This is a genomic window from Larkinella fluvii (assembly GCF_051857545.1).
Taxonomy (GTDB): domain Bacteria; phylum Bacteroidota; class Bacteroidia; order Cytophagales; family Spirosomataceae; genus Larkinella.
On sequence record NZ_JBPZHB010000004.1, the window covers coordinates 260,710 to 279,232 of the forward strand.

Sequence of the window (18,523 nt, forward strand, 5' to 3'; positions counted from 1 at the left end):
AATGCTTGCCTGTGTAGGGGTAACGACTTTTCAGGGTGTCTTCAACCCAAACGTATCATTGACGATGTACCCAATCCGTATCTTCTTCTTCCTGCTGATTTCCTGTGGTTTACAACATAAAACCGTTGCCCAGTCGACTCCACCCCTGGAGCGCGTTGTTTCGGTCGATTTTACGAACGAGCGAATTGATAATGCCCTGAAAATAATCAGTAACAAAGGTCAATTTTCCTTTGCCTACAATGCCGCCCTCATCAATCCCAACAGTACCTTGAGTTTGCGGACCACCAACTCCGTCCGGGCTTTGCTGAACCAGATTTTTCGGGGAACCATCACCTACAAATCGCGCGGGAACCACATCATTCTGCAAAAAGCAGAACCGCCCGCCGAAGCACCCAAAAGTTTCATTCTGGACGGGTATATCACCGACCGCCAAACCGGGCAACGGGTCAGTCAGGTCAGTATTTACGAAAAAACAACGCTGGCGTCCACCGTTTCAAACCCGTACGGCTATTACCGCATCAAATTGTCGACCGAAATTCCATCGGTGCGGCTGGAGGTTCGCCGGAAATATTATTTCTCCGAAACCGTCTCCATCAACGCCCGGCAAACGCATAAACTCGACATTGGGATGACGCCCCTGCCTTCGCAAACGGCGCTGCAACCCATGACCGTCCGGACGTCGATCGACACCACGCGCCCGACGCCCATCCTGGCGCAGCCGGTCGCCGTGACCATTCCGGTCGATTCGACACCCGCGCCCCGCACCAACACGCCCGGCCCCACCATCTGGGACCGCAGCAAGTCGGTGCTGGAAGAAACCACAAACGATTTTGCCGACTGGTTTAAATCGACCCGACAGGCCGTTCACGACGCCAACCTGGCGGGTGACACCATTCACCGCGACATTCAGTTTTCGCTTTTCCCGTTTGTGGGCACCAACCACACGCTCAGTGGACGGGTCATTAACCAGTACTCATTGAACCTGGTCGCCGGGTATTCGCTGGGTGTTACCGCCCTGGAAGTGGGTGGATTTATGAACCTGGTTCGGGGCGATGTCGGTGGGGTTCAAGTCGCCGGTTTTGCCAATGTCGTGGGCGAAAACCTGAGTGGGGTACAGGCGGCCGGATTCTTCAACGGGGTGCGGGGCGAGGTGCTGGGTATTCAGGCGGCCGGTTTTGGCAATACCGTGATCGGAAACGTGCAGGGTATTCAGGCGGCCGGTTTTTACAACATGACGATGGGCAAAATGTCCGAAAGTATTCAGGCGGCCGGTTTTGGTAATATCGTTGTCGACGACATGAGTGGTTTTCAACTGGCGGGCTTCACCAACATTGCCGCCCGCTCGATGACCGGTTTTCAGTTGTCGGGTTACGGAAACATAACCGGTGGAAACATGGCGGGTTTTCAGTTGGCGGGCTTCACCAACATCGCCGTGGGCGAACTGTCGGGCTGGCAGCTTAGCGGTTTTCTGAACTACGCGACAAAGGTGGTTCGGGGTCACCAGATTGCGTTGGTCAACATTGCCGGTTCGTCGGAAACGACACCTTTTGGTCTGTTCAGTTACGTTCACCGGAATGGCTACCGGCGGCTGGAGATTTCGACGGACGAGGTGATGACCACCAACCTGACTTTCAAAACCGGCGTTCAGCGGTTCTACAATATCTTCACCGGCGGCTCTAATTTAGGCGTAACCGGAAAACCACTCTGGAGTCTGGGCTACGGCCTGGGAACGGCGGTGGACTTGAAGAGGGGCTGGATGATGAATTTTGACCTGACCGGAAACGTGCTGAGCGCGGATGATCAGTTCAATTGGGGCGAGTGGAACACGCTGGTTCGCCTGAACATGGGAATCGAGAAAAAACTGACCCGGGGCATTGCCCTCGCCGTTGGGCCTTCCGTCAATTTATACCTGAGTGACTACACCCGCGCCAAACCGGCCACGCGCTTCGATGTGCCGCTCTTCAACAATTCCAGCAACATGGTGAATACGTTTTCGACGGGCTGGGTCGGTTTTCAGGCGGCTTTGCGGTTTTGCAACCGGTAACGTCTATTTTATCCAGAGCTTCGTTTTCACAACCTGTTGAATAATCTGCTCCCGGTAATTTCGGCTGATGGGAATGCGGTGTGATTGAATGACAATCTCATTCCCATCGATGGCTTCAATTTTATCAATGGAAACAATGTAGGATTTATGCACCCGGATAAATGATTTCGAGTCTAAATTTTGCTCCAGATTTTTCAGGTAAAGTAACGTTACATACTTCCCTTTCCGGGTATAGATGGTGACGTAATTCTGCATGCCCTGAATATAGAGAATATCATAAAACTGGATTTTTTCGTATTTATTCTCACATTTAATGAAGAAATAATCAGCGTTTGGATCGGCTTTTTGAAGATCGGTATAGGCTGATTTTGTGATGAGCTGAAAGTATTCCTTGGCTTTATTGGCCGCTTTAAAAAACCGGTCGAAAGTGATGGGTTTCAGTAAATAGTCCAGCACATTCAACTGAAAGCTTTCCAGGGCGTAGCTCGGAAAGGCCGTCGTGATGATCACAATCGGGGGATTTTGTACGATTTTTAGAAAATCAATCCCGTTCATTTTCGGCATTTGAATATCCAGAAAAAGCAGATCGATCCGGTGTTCGTCCAGCAGCTTGATCAGCTCAACGGGATTTTGGCAGGTCTGAACCAGATTTAAAAAATCGATCTCCCGCACATAATTGGCAATGCCTTCCCGGGCCAACGGTTCATCATCAATAATCACGCAATTCATCATGGGATGCGGTTTTTATAAATTCATTTTGATCACCACCTTTCGCGGGCTTAGGTCACCGTTTCCAGAGCGTGACGAATTTCCAGTTCGGACAAGGTGAGCTGAAGCTGCACATCGAATCGGTTGTCCCGGTTCAGAATGGACAGAACGTAATGGTCCGGATAGATCAAATCCAGCCTTCTTTGTACGTTTTTAATGCCGATACCGCCAAAGTTCAGCACATCGCTGGCGCTACTGGGTGAAGTGCTGTTCGAAACCGCGAAACAAAGGTTTCGCTGATCAAGCCGGAGATCGATCCGAATCCAGTTGGGTTGATCGGTCAGTTTCGAAACGTGTTTAAACGCATTCTCTACAAAATTCATCAGAATGAACGGTGCAATTTCCAGTGGTTCGTTGTGTTGGAAATCCGTCTGAAAAGTGACCTCGATGTTGTTGTTCTGACGCAGCTTTTCCAGTTCGATAAAATTCTCCAGATACGTAATTTCTTTGGTCAGTGGTATTTTCTGGTCATTGCATTCGTACAGTTGATGCCGCAATAATTCCGAAAATTTAGCCAGCGAATCCGACGCCATATCGGGATTTTTATGAATCAGGAAAAAGATGGAATTGATGGTATTAAACAGGAAATGCGGATTGAACTGGTATTTTAAAAATTTCAGTTCCGTCTCCAGTTTTTCCTTTTCAAGCAGTTGTTGCCGCTGCCGGGTTTCCACCCAGTTCTTGGTTAGTTTTATACTCATCGCCAGCGTCATACTCGCCACGGTCGATGAAAACGCATTGTTCAGAAACTTGTAAAAACAGTCCGCTTCGGAGCCGCCCCCGTACAGTTCATTCAGCGTTTTTCCGGACAAATAAGCACTTAAATAATATCCGGGAATGATGCATAAAGAGGCAACGACTATGGTCAGCAACAGGAATGTCATATACGCCAGAAGCCGGTTTTTCTCCAGATATTTTGGGATAAGGAAATAGAGGTTGAAATAGGCTGCCAGCGCCTGAAAAATGAAGTAGAAAAGAAACTTTACGGAAAAGGGTGTAAAAAAAATATTGGCAGCGGCTTTATACGGATTACCCACAGCAATGGCCCACCAGAGATAGTTATAGAGAAACCAGAACGGAATGTGGTAGAGTCTGTATTTAAAAAACCAGTGCTGGTTTGATCTGCCGAGTGTCAGTGCGTTCATTTCAAATGAATTAACCAATACCGAAAATACCGAATCCCCGGCGGATTTATTCATTTTCGATATGAAACGCCTGAACTAATTGACAAAGGGGTTGCGTGGCTATATGAAAGGTATTCCGCTTCACTTTTTGACTCTTCCCATTCATTTTACGCTGAATGCTGTCGTTCGTCAATTCGATGCTACGGGTTGTCAACGGGGTTTCTGAATGGTTTCTGCAACGGCTTTCTTGTCGGTCGATTAAAGCGGTGACCCGGTTTATCCGCTGGTGCCGTGAAAATCGATCACCCCTAAAACAGCAGCTACCGATGATGCGATTTTTTTTCTCCTGCCTGTTCACCGGTTGCCTGCTGGCGAACGGTTTTGGTCAACTGTCCGGCAAATTCACAACCGCAGCGGAGCAACCCATTCCGTTTGCCAGCATTCTCCTCTTAAATCCGGTCGATTCCACGCTGGTCAAAGGCTCGTTAACCGACGAACGGGGGGCTTTCCGAATGGACAACAGCACGCCCGGAGCTTACCTCCTGCGGTTTACGAGCGTGGGTTATCAGACCTGGCATTCGCCGGTTTTTGAACTGACTGCTTCACAATTGGGCAAAGATTTTGGAACCCTAATGATACGGGAAGATACCCGGCAACTGGGTGAAGTGGTGGTTCGGGCGGAAAAACCGCTGTTTGAACAACAGGTTGCGGGCACCATCGTCAACGTGGAAAGTAGCCTGATGAGCAAGGGGAGTTCGGTTTTGGGTGTTTTGGAACGATCGCCCGGCGTGGTGATCGATTACCAGAACAACAGCCTGATGCTGAACGGGAAAAGTGGGGTGATGGTGATGATGAATGGAAAACTGATGCGACTCCCGTTGGCGCAGGTGGTCGCTCTGCTCAATGGCATGAGTGCCAATGAGATTTCAACGATCGAGTTATTGACCACGCCCCCGTCGCGGTATGATGCGGAGGGAAACGCCGGTTTAATCAATATTGTCACGAAGAAAAATAAACAACGCGGCACGAACGGTTCCGGATCCGTAACGGGCGGCTATGGCTGGGGCAAAAAAGGAAGCGGCAGTGTTTCGCTGTCTCATAATACCAGAAAACTGGATCTCTATGGCTCGTATTTATTTTCCCACGACCGGACGTATACGGACCTGTTTATTCTGAGTTCGCAGGACATGCCGGTGTTCGGTGGGCGACTCGATGTTGTGGCCTGGGATACCACAACGGCGGTGCAAAATAACCATACGGCCAATGTGGGAATCGATTATAAAATCAACCCAAAAACCGGTGTCGGAGGGAGTATTAATTTCAACAGGAATACCACATCTTCCACCCGATATGCCGGGGCTACCTACACGATTTTGCCCGATTCTCTTTTGCTTTATGAGGGGAAAGTACAGGGAGTTAATCGCTGGAAAAACCTGAGTTCTACCGTGTATCTGGAACGGGAGTTACGACCGGGTGAGAAGTTTACGGCAGATCTGGATTATTTGTATTTTAAAAACGATAATCCTGCTACGGTGTACAGTTTATTTCAAAACCGGGATGGAACGCCAGTTGCTTCGGATGCGAATTTGTTTTCACCCCGACAGCAAAGCTTTGCCCACACAACCTTGCACGTGGGCGTTTTTAAAGTCGATTATACCAAACCAATATCGCCAAAACTAAAATTTGAAACCGGTTTGAAAGCGACGTATTCCGGCGGTTCCAGCGTTTCGGGCATTGAGAGCCAGGTTGATGGGGTATGGGTCGGTCGATCTGAAACGGCCACTACGATTCGCATGAAGGAGCGAATCGGGGCGGCATATGCTTCGGTTAATACCCAACTCAATGCATCGATTCAATTGACGGCTGGGGTTCGGTACGAGTATTCACAGACGCGAATGGATGACCCCAATACCAGCGAAAATACGATCAATCGGCGGTTAGGCGCCTGGTTTCCCACGGTGTCGTTTTCCAAAATAGTCAATCCGAATGCGGAATGGCAGCTTTCGTATACCAAACGGATCAGCCGACCCTCGTATAATGATCTGGCTTCCTACGTGTTGTATAGCGACCCTACGGCGGTTTACACCGGAAATCCAGCTTTAAAACCGACGATTACCAGCAACCTGAAACTTGGGTATTCGTTCCGGAGCTACTCGTTTTCCCTGCTTTTCAGCCGCGACGAGCACCCCATTGCACGGTATCAAATTACCGAACAGGAAGCCCGGAATTTACTCTACGTTTCCCCGCAAAACCTGGCGTGGCAGAATAACCTGACGTTTCAAACCAGCATTCCGTTGAAGCTGAACGATTGGTGGGTAATGAATTATAGTTTTGTGGGCGGTTTGCGGCAGTTTCGCGTTGAACACACCCGGATACCGGTCGAAAAATCGTATTTCGGATATTCGGCAAATTTCAGCCAGACGTTTAAATTACCCGCTCGTTTTTCGGTTGAATTATCAGGATGGTACAACTCAACCACGTATAATGGATCGATCAAAGTGGCCGGATTTGGTGCTTTAAATGGTGGCGTTAAAAAAGAGCTAAAAAACGATGCGGGCAGTTTTCAATTGTCGATAACGGATATTTTAAGAACCCTTCAAATCAATCCTTATTACGGAACGCTAACACAGGAAGCCTTTTCAATTAAAAACCAAGTTCAGGTCAATACCGAATCCACCCAATCGCCTATCATAAAGCTCACGTATTCTAGGTCGTTTGGCGATATACATTCGAATAAAAAGAGCCAGCGGAAGGCCGGATCGATTGACGAACGAGATCGGGTTCGGAAAGAATAAGCGCGTTTAAAAAAAATGAAAGCAGATTCAGGCGAAATAAAAAAATCAGAAACCGCGTAGGGGAAAGGTCGTGGATAGCTGTCCTGACGGCATACTACAACAACAAATCCTCATGCACGTTCGTACCTCACTGCTCGTCTTTATTTTGGGTGTTTTCCTGCAAAACGCCCACGCACAAACCTACACACAAACCATTCGGGGAACCGTTGTCGACCAAAGCCTGCAAACCGCCCTGCCCGGCGCAACGGTTCTTATTTTAAACTCCAATCCGCTCAAAGGCATCACCACCGACGCCGATGGATCGTTTCGGTTGTCGCAAATCCCGGTGGGGCGACACAGTTTGAAAATCACCAGCCTGGGCTATAAAGAACTGATTTTGTCGAACATCGTGGTCGATGCCGGGAAAGAACTGGTGCTCAATGTGGCCCTCGAAGAGGCCATTATGACGGTGAATGAAGTGACGGTTCGGCCGCAAATTGAGAAAGACAAACCGCTGAATGAGATGGCCGCCGTGAGTGCCCGGACGTTCTCGGTGGAGGAAACCCAGAAGTTTGCGGCCGCCGTCAACGACCCGGCCCGCATGGCGACGGCCTACGCCGGGGTGGTCAGTGCCGATGATGGCAGCAACCTGATCGTGATTCGCGGCAACGCGCCAACGGGTTTGCTCTGGCGTATGGAAGGCGTCGAAATTCCGAACCCGAACCACTTTGCCAACCTGGGGTCAGCCGGGGGCGGTATTTCCATCCTGAGCGCCCAGCTTTTGACCAATTCGGACTTCATGACGGGTGCTTTCCCGGCCGAATACGGCAATGCACTCTCCGGCGTGTTCGATTTGCGACTGCGGAAAGGCAATAATGCCAAACGTGAACACACCATTCAGGCGGGTGTTCTGGGGCTCGATGTGGCGAGTGAAGGGCCGTTTTCCAAAAACTACAAAGGGTCGTACCTATTCAATTACCGGTATTCGACCCTGGGCCTGCTGTCAAAAATAGGCGTCAACATTGGTCCGTACGCCAACGTTTTTCAGGACTTATCCTTCAATCTGTACCTTCCGGCGGGGAAAACAGGCAATTTTACGGTTTTTGGATTTGGCGGTTTGAGCAACAGTGACATGGACGCTGTGAAAGATTCGACGAAGTGGGAAAGCGAAGGAGAGCGCCACAATGACCATTTTTTTGCCAAAACCGGTGCCGTTGGTGCCACGCACTCGATCAGCCTCAGCAAAAAAGCCTTTCTGAAAACCGTTGCGCTTTTCTCGGGCTACCAAACCGGTTACGAAAATGAATCGCTGGAAACCGGGTATGTGCCGCTGCTGCAAATGCGCGAAGCCTACCGCATCCGGAAACAAATTGCGTCCTCAACCCTGACTTATAAATTTAACGCCCAACACACGCTGCGCGCCGGTGTGACGGGCTCGGTTCTGGGTTTCAATCTGGAGCGGAAGGAGCGGCTGGAAGGGCAAAATGCGCTCACCACGCAGATTCAGACGGACGACCAAACGGCTACGGTGCAGGCTTACGGGCAGTGGAATTACCGCATGACCGAAAAACTGACGTTCAACGCCGGGCTGCATTACCTTCGGCTGATGCTCAATACTACCGACGCCCTGGAACCCCGCGGATCGGTGCGCTGGGCGTTTGTGCCGGGCCATTCAGTGAGTTTGGGCTATGGGCTACACAGTCAGATTCAGAATCTGGCGACCTATTTTGCGGCCCAACCGTCGGAAAATAATGCCCTGACCAACCGGAATCTGGGCTTTACGCGCTCGCACCACCTGGTGCTGGCCTACGACTGGTTGCTCAACGACCACCTCCGTGTGAAAGCCGAATCGTATTACCAGTCGTTGTTCAACATTCCGATCAGTGCCGACAAGAAAGACGCTTTTGCCATGGTCAACAGCTTCGACGGCCTGACCACCGACCGGCTTGTGAACAAAGGCGTTGGCAAAAATTACGGTCTTGAACTGACGCTGGAGCAGTTTTTACACAACAATGTTTATTTTCTACTGTCGTCTTCGCTCTACGATTCGCGGTATCGGGGGTCGGACGGGGTCTGGCGCGACACCCGGTTTAATGGCAAATACGCCTTTAGTTTTCAAGGCGGGAAGGAGTGGGTGCTGGGCGAATCGGGCCGGAATGTGTTGGGGCTGAATCTCAAACTGACCTATTACGGTGGTTATCGCACCACGCCTATTGACATGGCCGAATCAATCCGGCGGCAGGAGACGGTTTATGTTGACAGTCAGTCGTATACCCGAAAACTGCCCAATTATTTCCGGACTGATGTTCGGCTGAGCTGGAAGCGAAACCGCCCGCATTCGACCCGCACACTGTCGCTGGATCTTCAGAATGCGACCAACCGTCAGAACATTTTCGGGCAGTATTTCGAACCCCGGACCGGCCAGATCAAAACCAGTTACATGACGCCCCTGATTCCGGTTTTGAGTTACCGGGTGGCGTTTTAAAAAATACCGCTTCAAAAAACGGTCGGCAAGGTGGGAATTGTCGACCGTTTTTGTTTGGTTTGGGATCACACTGCCCCTAAATCCCCTAAAGGGGACTTTTTAGCAAACGGATTGTGCCGTGTCCAAGTCCCCTTTAGGGGATTTAGGGGTTAACAGACCTAATTTATCAATAAACAAATGACCGAATCCAGTAAAAACTTCCTGTATACCTACCTCAACAATGCCTCGCCCACGGGCTTCGAATCGTCGGGACAGCAAATCTGGCTGGACTACCTCAAACCGTATATTGATGAGTACATTGTCGATACATACGGAACCGTGGTCGGAGTGATCAATGGAACAACACCCGCCGATCAGACACCTTACAAAGTCGTGATCGAAGCGCATTCCGACGAAATTTCGTGGTTTGTCAACTTTATTTCCGACGACGGATACATTTACGTCCGGCGCAACGGCGGTTCCGACGCCCTGATTGCGCCGTCGATGCGGGTGAATCTGCACACGGCCAATGGTCAGGTGCAGGGCGTATTCGGCTGGCCGGCCATTCACGTGCGTGATCTGGCGAAAGACGTGGCTCCGAAAGTAACCGATCTGTTCATCGACGTGGGTGCCCTGACGAAAGACGAAGTGCTCGAAATGGGCATTCACGTCGGGACGGTTTGCACCTTTGCCGAAGGACTTTTCGAACTGAACAACCGGTATTACGTGGGTCGGGCGCTCGACAACCGGATGGGCGGTTTCATGATTGCCGAAGTGGCCCGGCAATTAAAGGAAAATGGTGTGCAACTGCCTTTTACCCTGTACATTGTAAACGCGGTTCAGGAAGAAATTGGCCTCCGCGGTGCCGAAATGATTGCCCGGCGGCTGAAGCCCGATCTGGCGATTATCACCGATGTGACGCACGATACGCAGTCGCCCAAGTACGACAAAAAGGAGCAGGGCGACCTGAAAGCCGGGGGCGGCCCGGTGATTTGCTACGGCCCGGCGGTGCAGAACAAGGTGCGGGACTTCATCATTCAGGTGGCGCAGGACAAGGAGATTGCGTTTCAGCGTCAGGCGGTTAGCCGTTCCACCGGAACCGATACCGACTCGTTTGCCTATGCCGCCGAAGGCAGTGCTTCCGCCCTGATTTCTTTGCCGCTCAAATACATGCACACAACGGTCGAAACCGTTCACATGGACGATGTTCAGGCGGTGATTAAGCTGATTTACGAAACCCTGCTGGCGGTGAAAGGAAACGAGGACTTCCGGTATTTGAAATAAAAACACAAACGCTACAGTCGGCCGGTTGGGTAAATCCGACCGGCCGACTTTTTTTGTGCCTGGTTTTAGTTAATAATACTGGCGGGGTCATTCAGGGTGACATACGCGCCATTGTAGGCGGCAAACACGCCATAGCCACCGGCAATGTTGGAAAACAACACCGTCGGTTCCACAAAATACTGTCCCTGGTTGGTAAACTGCTCCCGTAACGTGGTGTGGTAGCGGAAATAATTTTCGTCGGTGGTCAGCAGGCCCACCCGAATCCGGTTGGTCCGGGTGAGTGTGTTCGGTGCCGTGAGCAGCGAGTGCGAACCAGTCATCAGTCGCTCCACGCCAGCGCGGCCCGTTTCGCGGTCGACAAAAAAAGTGGGCCGACCCAGCCGGTTTTCCAGAACGCGCCCGGTGCCTTCTTCCCGAATTTCCTGATCGATTTCCGCCCAGCCCCGGTAATAGTTGGTTTGGTTTTCAGCGTTTTTTTTATCCGGTGAATTCCAGAAAATTGTTGTCGTGTAATTAGTCAGTGCTGCATTGGCGCTGTTGCGGGTGACGACGGAGTCGAGGGCGATTCGGCTGAGGGGAACGGCGTGGGGGACGGTGGCTTCCGCCGTCACCCGGCGGTTTCCGGTCATGCTCACCGTGAGCCGGTAGGTCACGCCCGCCCGAATGGAAAACCGCCCCTGGGGCAATGCACGGTAATAATTCAGCTTATCGTCATAGATCAATTGAATGGTTCGGGTGCTGTCACTCAGGAACACCACCGCATCTTTCACCACCAGCGAGGGCGCAAAGGAAGACACGATCTGGGGTTCGGACATGGCAATTTTAGCCGCTAAAACCGTGTCTTGCGGGGAAATGAAACAGATCACATTGGGTTTGGTCACCCGATCGATGGGCAGCGCATCCACGGATAATTCATCGACCGAGCGAATGCAGCTACCCGTCAAAACGATCAGAAACAGGGCGAGGAGTGGGCGCATCGGTTTAGAATGAAATCAGGTAGTTGAGCGATGGAACAAATGTAAACAAAGCCACCCGACGGAGCGAAAGCTGCCCGGCGGGATTGATCATCAGGTTGTACGAAAACGGGTTTCGGCGTCCGTAGGCATTGACGACCCCCAATTCGATCCGGTGTTTAAACCGCCGACGCCCAAAATCGGCCTGGAGATTCACGTCCAGCCGGTGGTTGGCTTCGGCCCGGAAGTTGCTGAACGACGTCCTGACCTGCACCAGCGGTGATTCGGTGCCAAACAGTTGTTCCGTTGGGGTAATGACCAGATCCGCCTTGCCGAGTCCCAGATGACCGAAACTGGGAACGCCCGAAACCGGCACCGAAAACGGGTTGCCGGAACTGAACGTCCAGGCTGCCGACAGCCGAAGCCGGGGACTGAAGGTGTACAAACCCGTGACGGAAACGCTGTGACGGCGGTCGTGCAGGGGATAAAACGCGTTGCCGTTGTTGAGTTCGGGAAACTGCCAGCGCGTCATTGACCAGGTATAGTTGAGCGATCCGGTCAGGCGTCCCGAGCGGGATTGTAGGGTTGTTTCAAGGCCGGATGCCTGACCGTTGCCAGCGGTGATGTTGCGCTCCCAACTGACCTCACTGGCCCGAACGGCACTGGTGATGCCGATGAAATCCGCGCCTTCCTGATAACTGATGACGTGGCGCATCCACTTGCGGTAACCTTCCACGGTCAGTTGCCAGCGTGGGTTGAAATCGTGGATGAAACCGAGCACGACCTGCCGCGACCGCTGAGGCTTGATGAGGTCGGTGGCCGGAACCCACAAATCCGTTGGCAACCCCAGGCCTGTGTTGGACAGCAGATGAATGAACTGGTTCATGTCGGAAAAAGACGCCCGAACCGCCTGCTTTTCCCAAATCTGTACGCCCACCGAAATGCGGGGTTCGGCGCGCAGGAAGGCTTTTTGCCGGATGCGGTATTGGGTAATGCGCCCCCCGGCGCTGAGTTTGATGCGTTTGCCGAGATTCCAGTGGTCTTCGGCGTAAGCGGCAGTTTCGACCGATTCGGTTTTTTCCAGACCCGACTGATTGCCGAGGGCCGAAAGCGTGACGACCTGTACGCCATTAAGCCGATACGCCCGGACGGTGTTGATTAGTCCGAATTGAAGATGGTGGTTGGCGGAGGGAAAATAGTCAAAGTCGGTTTTCAGGGTCAGATCCGTGATGCCATCGAAATACCGCCACAAATCCGTGGTTTGCCCGGAGGTTTCGCCTTCGGTACTGATGTTTTTTCGGTGCGTCTCAAAGTTGTATCGGCTGAAAACCAGCGCGGTATTGCTGAATAATTTTTCGGAAAACAGGTGATTCCAGCGCAGGTTTCCGGTCTGGTTCTGCCAGGTCAGCACGTTAACCCAGCGCTGCGCGCGGTTCAGGCTGTCGCCACCGCCAAAGTAGTTTCGTCCGAAATACCCGCTGAAATACAGCTTGTTACGCCGGTTGAGATCGAAATTCATTTTCGCATTGATGTCGTAGAAACTGGCCCGCCAGGTGGTTCCGGTATAATCGTCGATGACCGACGCGACGAAGTCACCCAGAACCGGGCTGAGGTTGGAGCGCCGGGCCGCGAGCAGAAACGACGCTTTCTCGCGGATCAGCGGACCTTCGAGCAAAAGCCGGGAGGCCACGATGCCCGTTCCGACCGCTCCATGCCACTGCTGTTTGTTGCCTTCGCGCATGGACATGTCGACCACCGACGACAGGCGGCCGCCATACCGCGACGAAAATCCGCCTTTTTGCAGCGTCACCGTTTGCAGGGCGTCGGCGTTGAAGGCCGAAAAAAAACCAAACAAGTGATTGGCATTGTAAACCGGGGCCTCGTCCAGCAGGAGCAGGTTCTGATCGGCACCGCCCCCGCGAACGTGCAGGCCGACCTGACCACTCAATCCCGGCTGAATACCCGCCACGAATTGCAGCGTTTTCAGGACATCTTTTTCACCCAGCAAGGCCGGGGTGTTCCGAATCTGGAGGGCCGGGAGCGACAACTGGCCCGTTTGCGATGAACTGAACGCCCGCGCCCCGGCGGTATTGGTCAAGACCACTTCGTTCAGCAAGGTATTGGATATCAGTTCGATATCGAGGGAGGTCGAGCCGGAAAGGGGTAGTTTTTGGTAAAAACGGCGGTAACCCACCATTGAAACCACCAGTTCCACGGTGTCGCGTTCGGCGATGGTCAGGGAATAATACCCGTAGGGATTGGTGGTGGCGACGGTTTGTTCGACGTAAACCGTAGCGCCGTTTACCTGCTCCCGGCTCCCTTTTTCCCGCACAAATCCACTGATGGTAAACCGTCGCACAGGCGTCTGACCGGTGGGCTGGGGGCGGGGCAACGGGCGCGTTGCGGGTTCGATCAGGTAACAGTCGTCGACGCGCCGGAAGGTCAAGCCAGTTCCCGACAGGGCGGTTTCCAGCAGGGTTCGGGTGTCGGCTTTCCACGGGATCGGGGCCGTTATCCGGATGGTCTTCAGGAGTTTCTCATCGTACAAAAAATACGTTCCGCGCTTCTGGTTCAGGGTTTTCAGGAAACCTTCCAGGGGCTGGCCCGACTGCGCACGGGTCTGTGTTCCGGTCAGCAGTGACCCGATCAGTAAACCGCATAGCCCAACCCGGTACGGTTTGTTGGCAAACCTGAAAATCTGTCGCAGCACCTTCACCGGTTCAGCAAATAGGCATCTCCCTTTTTAGTAACTTTTAACTGATGATAAACCGCCAGTGTCTTCAATACTTTTTCGGGGTTTTTCAGCGGTAAAATACCCGAAAACCGCCGACTACCGGCCTCCGCCGGATCGAATCGAATGTTAATCCCAAACTGCTCTTCCACCTGCCGAATGGCTTCCGGAAGGGTGACCTCGTCGAAAATGATCTGATTTCGAAGCCAGCCATTGTAGTGTTCTGCCGACACCTCCCGACGGGTTAGCTGGCCGGTGGCAGAGTTAAGCTCGGCCAGTTGCCCCGGCACCAACGTCAGGGCCGGGCTGCTGTCCGAACCGCTAACCTCTACTTTGCCCCGGTTCAACACCACGCGGTGGAGATCGCTGCGGCTGGTCATGGTAAATTCCGTACCCAGAACCTGAACCGTGAACGCACCTTCGCTGTGCACCCGGAACGGCACATTGGCTTCCAGATGGCGGACCGAAAAATAGCCTTCGCCGGTGAGCGTGACGTCCCGGTTTTCGCCGGATGCCCAATGCCGTCGGTGACTGAGTTCCGAATGGCTGTTGAGCGTAACGGTGGAACCGTCGGGCAGGGTGATCGTTTTCTGCTGAGCATAGTCGGTGCGGTACGAAACCGTCTGGTTCTGCCAGAGCCAGTAACCACCTAAGCCCAGCATGACCAGAACCGAAGCCGCTGCGACCCACCAGCCGGTGTATGAACGGGGCCGTTTGGGTTGGAAATCGACGACGGTGGGGGCGGTGTCCGCCTGTCGATCGGCCAGCAGGGTTTTCAGTTCCTGTAAGGACGCTTCCAGGCCGGGTTTGTGGCCACTGAGCATACTATGCAGCCGCTCGGCTTCCCGAAATGCCGGAAGGTTGCCCGGTTTTCGACGCTGCCATTCCGTCCAGTAGGCTATTGCCGCCGGGTCGGTTCCCTGCCGATAGGCAACAAAACTATCGTCCAGCAAAAAGTCGTCGGCCGTGTAAAGGTCGTGTTTCATTGCGTTCATCGACATCCCGAAAGAGGACCGGGGGTGTTAAGTTCTGATAATAGTACGTCGAAGTAACGAAATCTCACAAACCCAGCAAGGAAAAAATGAGCAACCATAGCGGTACCAGGCTCCGTTTTTCTTTTCGATTCAGCGTCTGTCGCAACAGTTTCAGAGCTGAAGACAGCGTGTTGTAAACCGTATTGATGTGCATGCCGGTGGCTTCGGCAATTTCCTCATTCCCCTGATTTCGGAAAAACCGCAGTTCGATGAGTTGCCGCTGCCGGGGTGTCAATTGACTGAGTGCCTGCTGGAGCGTTTGCTGAAGATGCTGCTGTTCCTGCGCCTGCACGATGACCTCTTCGTAAGGCGGTTCGTAGCCGGGTTCGCGTCCGGTCAGCTCCGTAAAATGATTTTCCCGGTTAAAACCTTTCAACAGCTTCCGGCGCAGGGCGGTGATGAGGTACGACCGGATGTTGCCAACCACCGGCAGTTTCTCCCCGCGTTCCCACAGCTCCAGATACACTTGGTTGATGGCATCTTTAGCATCGGTGGCTGTGAAACCAAAGTAGATGCCAAAATTCAGTAGGTCGTTGTAAGTCAACCGGTACAGCTCACTCAGGCTGGAGTCATCGCGATTGCGAAGACCATCCCAAAGCGATGGCGGAATTTCCGGTACAGGACTGGGCATACGGCAGAACGGTTTGCAGGGAATTGATTACTGGCTGTAACGGATTGATGAGCCAAAATGTTAGCCGCGATTTGTTCAAAGTCAGAGAGAATATTTTTCAAAAAAAATCAAAAAAGTTTTGTGAGAAAGCTGCTTGCCTCCGCACTATGGTTCGAAAGCAATCCAAACACCTCCAAAGGTCGATTGCGGAGTTTTTCAACACACAACTTTTAAACTGTTTATGAAACGTAATCCATCCATTTTTCGAAAATTCACCCGCCTGAAGTTTGTGGTAGCCCTGTTAGTAAGCTCAACCTTGTTTTCAATGACGTCCTGCGACAATGACGACGACGAAGAAACACCGGCACCCCAGACCATCACCGATATCGTTGTCAACACGGCTGATTTTTCCCTACTGGAAGCTGCCGTAGTGCGTGCCGGACTGGCTGAAGCACTCAGAACAGGATCGCTGACGGTTTTTGCGCCAACGGATGCGGCTTTTCAGGCGGCTGGATTTGCCGATGTGGCCGCGATCAATGCTGCGCCGGTAGCAACGCTGCAAGCGGTTTTGCAATACCATGTCATCGGTCAGCGGACGGCTGCGGCTGACATTCCGACGGCAGCCAACACGGCGGTGCAGACGCTGGGCAACAGCAATGTGTATATTACCAAAACCGCTTCAGGAGTTTCTGTCAATGGCGCACGGGTGACGCAGGCCGACGTTTCCGCGTCGAACGGCGTCATTCATGTCATCAATAAAGTGCTGATGCCGCCTACCCAGAACATCGTGCAACTGGCGCAGGGCAATCCGAACCTGAGTTTGCTGGTGGCCGCGGTTACCCGCGGTGGTGCGCCAGTTCTGAATGCCTTGACGGCTGCGGGACCGCTGACGGTGCTGGCTCCCACCAATGCCGCTTTCCAGGCTGCCGGTTTTGCGGATGCGGCTGCCATCAATGCCGCGCCGGTTGCCACGTTGACCAATATTCTGACCTATCACGTTATTGCCGCCCGGGCTTTTTCTACTAACCTAACCGATGGAGCTGCCGTTACCACGGCTCAGGGAACCACCGTTCGAAGCAACGTATCCTCTTCCGGAGTGAGTTTTCTGGGAACTGGGAACGCCAATCAGGCTTCGAACGTGGTTTCTGCTGACAACGTGGCTACCAACGGTGTCGTACACGTGATCGACCGGGTGTTGCTGCCTTAAGTTTAGTTGATTCTGTGGGGATAATTGTATACGGACAACCGGATCTAATCGGTTGTCCGTTTTCGTTTGGAAGCGGATCGACGGTCTACGCCAGAATCGGTTTTACCACTTTTCCGGCCACATCGGTCAGGCGGTAGCGACGCCCCTGGAATTTGTACACCAGTTTTTCGTGATCGAGGCCCAGCAGGTGCAGAATCGTGGCCTGCAAATCGTGAACGTGAACCGGCTCTTTGACGATGTTGTAACTGAAATCGTCGGTCTGGCCATACGTCATTCCCTTTTTAATGCCGCCCCCGGTCATCCAGACGGTGAAGCAGCGCGGGTGGTGGTCGCGGCCATAATTGTCTTTGGTAAGCTTGCCCTGTGAGTAATTGGTGCGGCCAAATTCACCGCCAAAAATCACCAGCGTATCGTCCAGCAAGCCCCGTTGTTTCAGGTCTTTCACGAGCGCGGCCGTCGGCTGATCGACCGAATCGGCCATAATTTTAATGTCTTTCGGCAAATTACCGTGCTGATCCCAGCCCTGGTGATACAACTGAATAAACCGCACATCTTTCTCCGCTAATTTACGGGCCAGCAGACAGTTGGCTGCGTAGGTGCCCGGTTTTCGACTTTCGGGGCCGTACAGATCAAAAATGTAATCCGGTTCTTTGGAAAGATCGAGCGTTTCGGGAACGGAGGTTTGCATTCGGTACGCCATTTCGTACTGTTGCATCCGGCTGTTGAGTTCGGGGTCCAGAACGTGTTTGTACTGATCTTCCGTCAATTTGGCGAGGTAGTTTAGCATCGTCCGCCGGGACGTTTTGTCCACGCCATCCGGGTTATTGAGGTAAAAAATCGGATCGGGGCCCGAACGGAACACCACGCCCTGGTGCGTGGAAGGGATAAAACCGTTGCTCCACAATTTGGCATACAGCGGCTGGTCACCACTGCGCGCCCGCGACAGCAGCACGACGAAAGCGGGCATGTTTTTGTTTTCCGAACCCAGTCCGTAACTCACCCACGAACCCATCGAAGGCCGTCCGCCAATCTGGTTGCCCGTCTGGATAAAGGTGACGGCGGGGTCGTGGTTAATATGTTCGGTGTGCATGGATTTGATGAAACACAGGTCGTCCACCATCGTACTATGGTGGGGCAGCAGTTCGCTCACCCACGCCCGGCTTTTCCCGTATTGCGCAAATTTATACACCGATGCCGCCAACGGAAACGAACTTTGGCCCGCCGACATGCCCGTGAGCCGTTGGCCCTGCCGCACCGATTCGGGCAGATTTTGCCCCCACATCTGTTCAAGCTTCGGTTTGTAATCGAACGTTTCCAGTTGCGACGGCGCCCCGCTTTGCAGCAGGTAAATCACCCGTTTGATCTTGGCCGGGAAATTGGGCAAATCCAGACCCGAAGCCGAACTGGCTGCGGCATGTTGGGGCAACAGGGAAGAAAGTGCGGCCGCGCCAAGACCCAGACCGCTGCTTTGCAGAAACGTCCGGCGGCTCATTTCATCGTGGATGCGGTCTTGCAATTCGTTGGTCATGG

At 52.8% G+C, this 18,523-nt stretch carries 12 protein-coding genes; 5 read left to right on the top strand and 7 right to left on the bottom strand.

Annotation, left to right across the window (positions count from 1 at the left end; translation table 11 throughout):
* Positions 1 to 64 precede the first annotated feature (64 nt).
* Positions 65 to 2,044, top strand: a complete 1,980-nt coding sequence (locus ACS5NO_RS11495) for an STN and carboxypeptidase regulatory-like domain-containing protein (protein WP_439415281.1) — start codon at positions 65 to 67, stop codon at positions 2,042 to 2,044.
* Between the two features lie 3 nt (positions 2,045 to 2,047).
* Here ACS5NO_RS11495 and ACS5NO_RS11500 read toward each other — a convergent pair whose 3' ends face one another.
* Complete coding sequence (locus tag ACS5NO_RS11500; protein WP_439415282.1) at positions 2,048 to 2,776, bottom strand: LytR/AlgR family response regulator transcription factor; 729 nt, start codon at positions 2,774 to 2,776, stop codon at positions 2,048 to 2,050.
* A gap of 47 nt (positions 2,777 to 2,823) precedes the next feature.
* On the bottom strand, positions 2,824 to 3,957 hold the full coding sequence (locus tag ACS5NO_RS11505) for a sensor histidine kinase (protein WP_439415283.1): 1,134 nt from the start codon (positions 3,955 to 3,957) through the stop codon (positions 2,824 to 2,826).
* 305 nt (positions 3,958 to 4,262) lie between these two features.
* On the opposite strand from ACS5NO_RS11505, the gene ACS5NO_RS11510 reads away from it, so the two are divergent.
* From ACS5NO_RS11510 to ACS5NO_RS11520, 3 genes are all read left to right on the top strand, one after another.
* Positions 4,263 to 6,731 (top strand): TonB-dependent receptor domain-containing protein, encoded by a 2,469-nt coding sequence (locus tag ACS5NO_RS11510; RefSeq protein ID WP_439415284.1) that lies wholly within the window; start codon positions 4,263 to 4,265, stop codon positions 6,729 to 6,731.
* Positions 6,732 to 6,843: 112 nt separating this feature from the next.
* On the top strand, positions 6,844 to 9,195 hold the full coding sequence (locus tag ACS5NO_RS11515) for a TonB-dependent receptor (protein WP_439415285.1): 2,352 nt from the start codon (positions 6,844 to 6,846) through the stop codon (positions 9,193 to 9,195).
* 177 nt (positions 9,196 to 9,372) lie between these two features.
* Positions 9,373 to 10,458, top strand: coding sequence for a M20/M25/M40 family metallo-hydrolase (locus ACS5NO_RS11520; RefSeq protein WP_150875107.1), 1,086 nt, complete (start codon positions 9,373 to 9,375; stop codon positions 10,456 to 10,458).
* Positions 10,459 to 10,523: 65 nt separating this feature from the next.
* Here ACS5NO_RS11520 and ACS5NO_RS11525 read toward each other — a convergent pair whose 3' ends face one another.
* The 4 genes from ACS5NO_RS11525 to ACS5NO_RS11540 all read right to left on the bottom strand — a co-directional run bounded on the left by ACS5NO_RS11525 (position 10,524) and on the right by ACS5NO_RS11540 (position 15,807).
* A complete protein-coding gene (locus ACS5NO_RS11525; protein WP_439415286.1) occupies positions 10,524 to 11,435 on the bottom strand; it encodes a DUF4249 domain-containing protein in 912 nt (303 codons plus the stop codon).
* A gap of 4 nt (positions 11,436 to 11,439) precedes the next feature.
* Complete coding sequence (locus tag ACS5NO_RS11530; protein WP_439415287.1) at positions 11,440 to 14,127, bottom strand: TonB-dependent receptor; 2,688 nt, start codon at positions 14,125 to 14,127, stop codon at positions 11,440 to 11,442.
* On the bottom strand, positions 14,124 to 15,128 hold the full coding sequence (locus ACS5NO_RS11535) for a FecR family protein (protein ID WP_439415288.1): 1,005 nt from the start codon (positions 15,126 to 15,128) through the stop codon (positions 14,124 to 14,126). Before ACS5NO_RS11535 ends, ACS5NO_RS11530 begins: the two co-directional genes overlap by 4 nt.
* A gap of 73 nt (positions 15,129 to 15,201) precedes the next feature.
* Positions 15,202 to 15,807, bottom strand: a complete 606-nt coding sequence (locus tag ACS5NO_RS11540; protein ID WP_439415289.1) for an RNA polymerase sigma factor — start codon at positions 15,805 to 15,807, stop codon at positions 15,202 to 15,204.
* Positions 15,808 to 16,027: 220 nt separating this feature from the next.
* Between ACS5NO_RS11540 and ACS5NO_RS11545 the strand changes: the two genes are divergently transcribed.
* Positions 16,028 to 16,993: a fasciclin domain-containing protein gene (locus tag ACS5NO_RS11545; RefSeq protein WP_439415290.1), complete on the top strand. Its 966-nt coding sequence runs from the start codon at positions 16,028 to 16,030 to the stop codon at positions 16,991 to 16,993.
* Between the two features lie 85 nt (positions 16,994 to 17,078).
* On the opposite strand, the gene ACS5NO_RS11550 is transcribed toward ACS5NO_RS11545, so the two are convergent.
* Entirely contained in the window at positions 17,079 to 18,521 is a 1,443-nt protein-coding gene (locus tag ACS5NO_RS11550) for a DUF1501 domain-containing protein (protein WP_439415291.1), read from the bottom strand.
* Positions 18,522 to 18,523: the final 2 nt, after the last annotated feature.

Bases quoted from the DNA above. Each gene is read 5' to 3' on its own strand.
- ACS5NO_RS11505 (WP_439415283.1), bottom strand. From the start codon at position 3,957: ATGAACGCACTGACACTCGGCAGATCAAACCAGCACTGGTTTTTTAAA.
- ACS5NO_RS11540 (WP_439415289.1), bottom strand. From the start codon at position 15,807: ATGCCCAGTCCTGTACCGGAAATTCCGCCATCGCTTTGGGATGGTCTT.
- ACS5NO_RS11520 (WP_150875107.1), top strand. From the start codon at position 9,373: ATGACCGAATCCAGTAAAAACTTCCTGTATACCTACCTCAACAATGCC.
- ACS5NO_RS11550 (WP_439415291.1), bottom strand. From the start codon at position 18,521: ATGACCAACGAATTGCAAGACCGCATCCACGATGAAATGAGCCGCCGG.
- ACS5NO_RS11535 (WP_439415288.1), bottom strand. From the start codon at position 15,128: ATGAAACACGACCTTTACACGGCCGACGACTTTTTGCTGGACGATAGT.
- ACS5NO_RS11545 (WP_439415290.1), top strand. From the start codon at position 16,028: ATGAAACGTAATCCATCCATTTTTCGAAAATTCACCCGCCTGAAGTTT.
- ACS5NO_RS11510 (WP_439415284.1), top strand. From the start codon at position 4,263: ATGATGCGATTTTTTTTCTCCTGCCTGTTCACCGGTTGCCTGCTGGCG.
- ACS5NO_RS11500 (WP_439415282.1), bottom strand. From the start codon at position 2,776: ATGATGAATTGCGTGATTATTGATGATGAACCGTTGGCCCGGGAAGGC.
- ACS5NO_RS11495 (WP_439415281.1), top strand. From the start codon at position 65: ATGTACCCAATCCGTATCTTCTTCTTCCTGCTGATTTCCTGTGGTTTA.
- ACS5NO_RS11515 (WP_439415285.1), top strand. From the start codon at position 6,844: ATGCACGTTCGTACCTCACTGCTCGTCTTTATTTTGGGTGTTTTCCTG.
- ACS5NO_RS11525 (WP_439415286.1), bottom strand. From the start codon at position 11,435: ATGCGCCCACTCCTCGCCCTGTTTCTGATCGTTTTGACGGGTAGCTGC.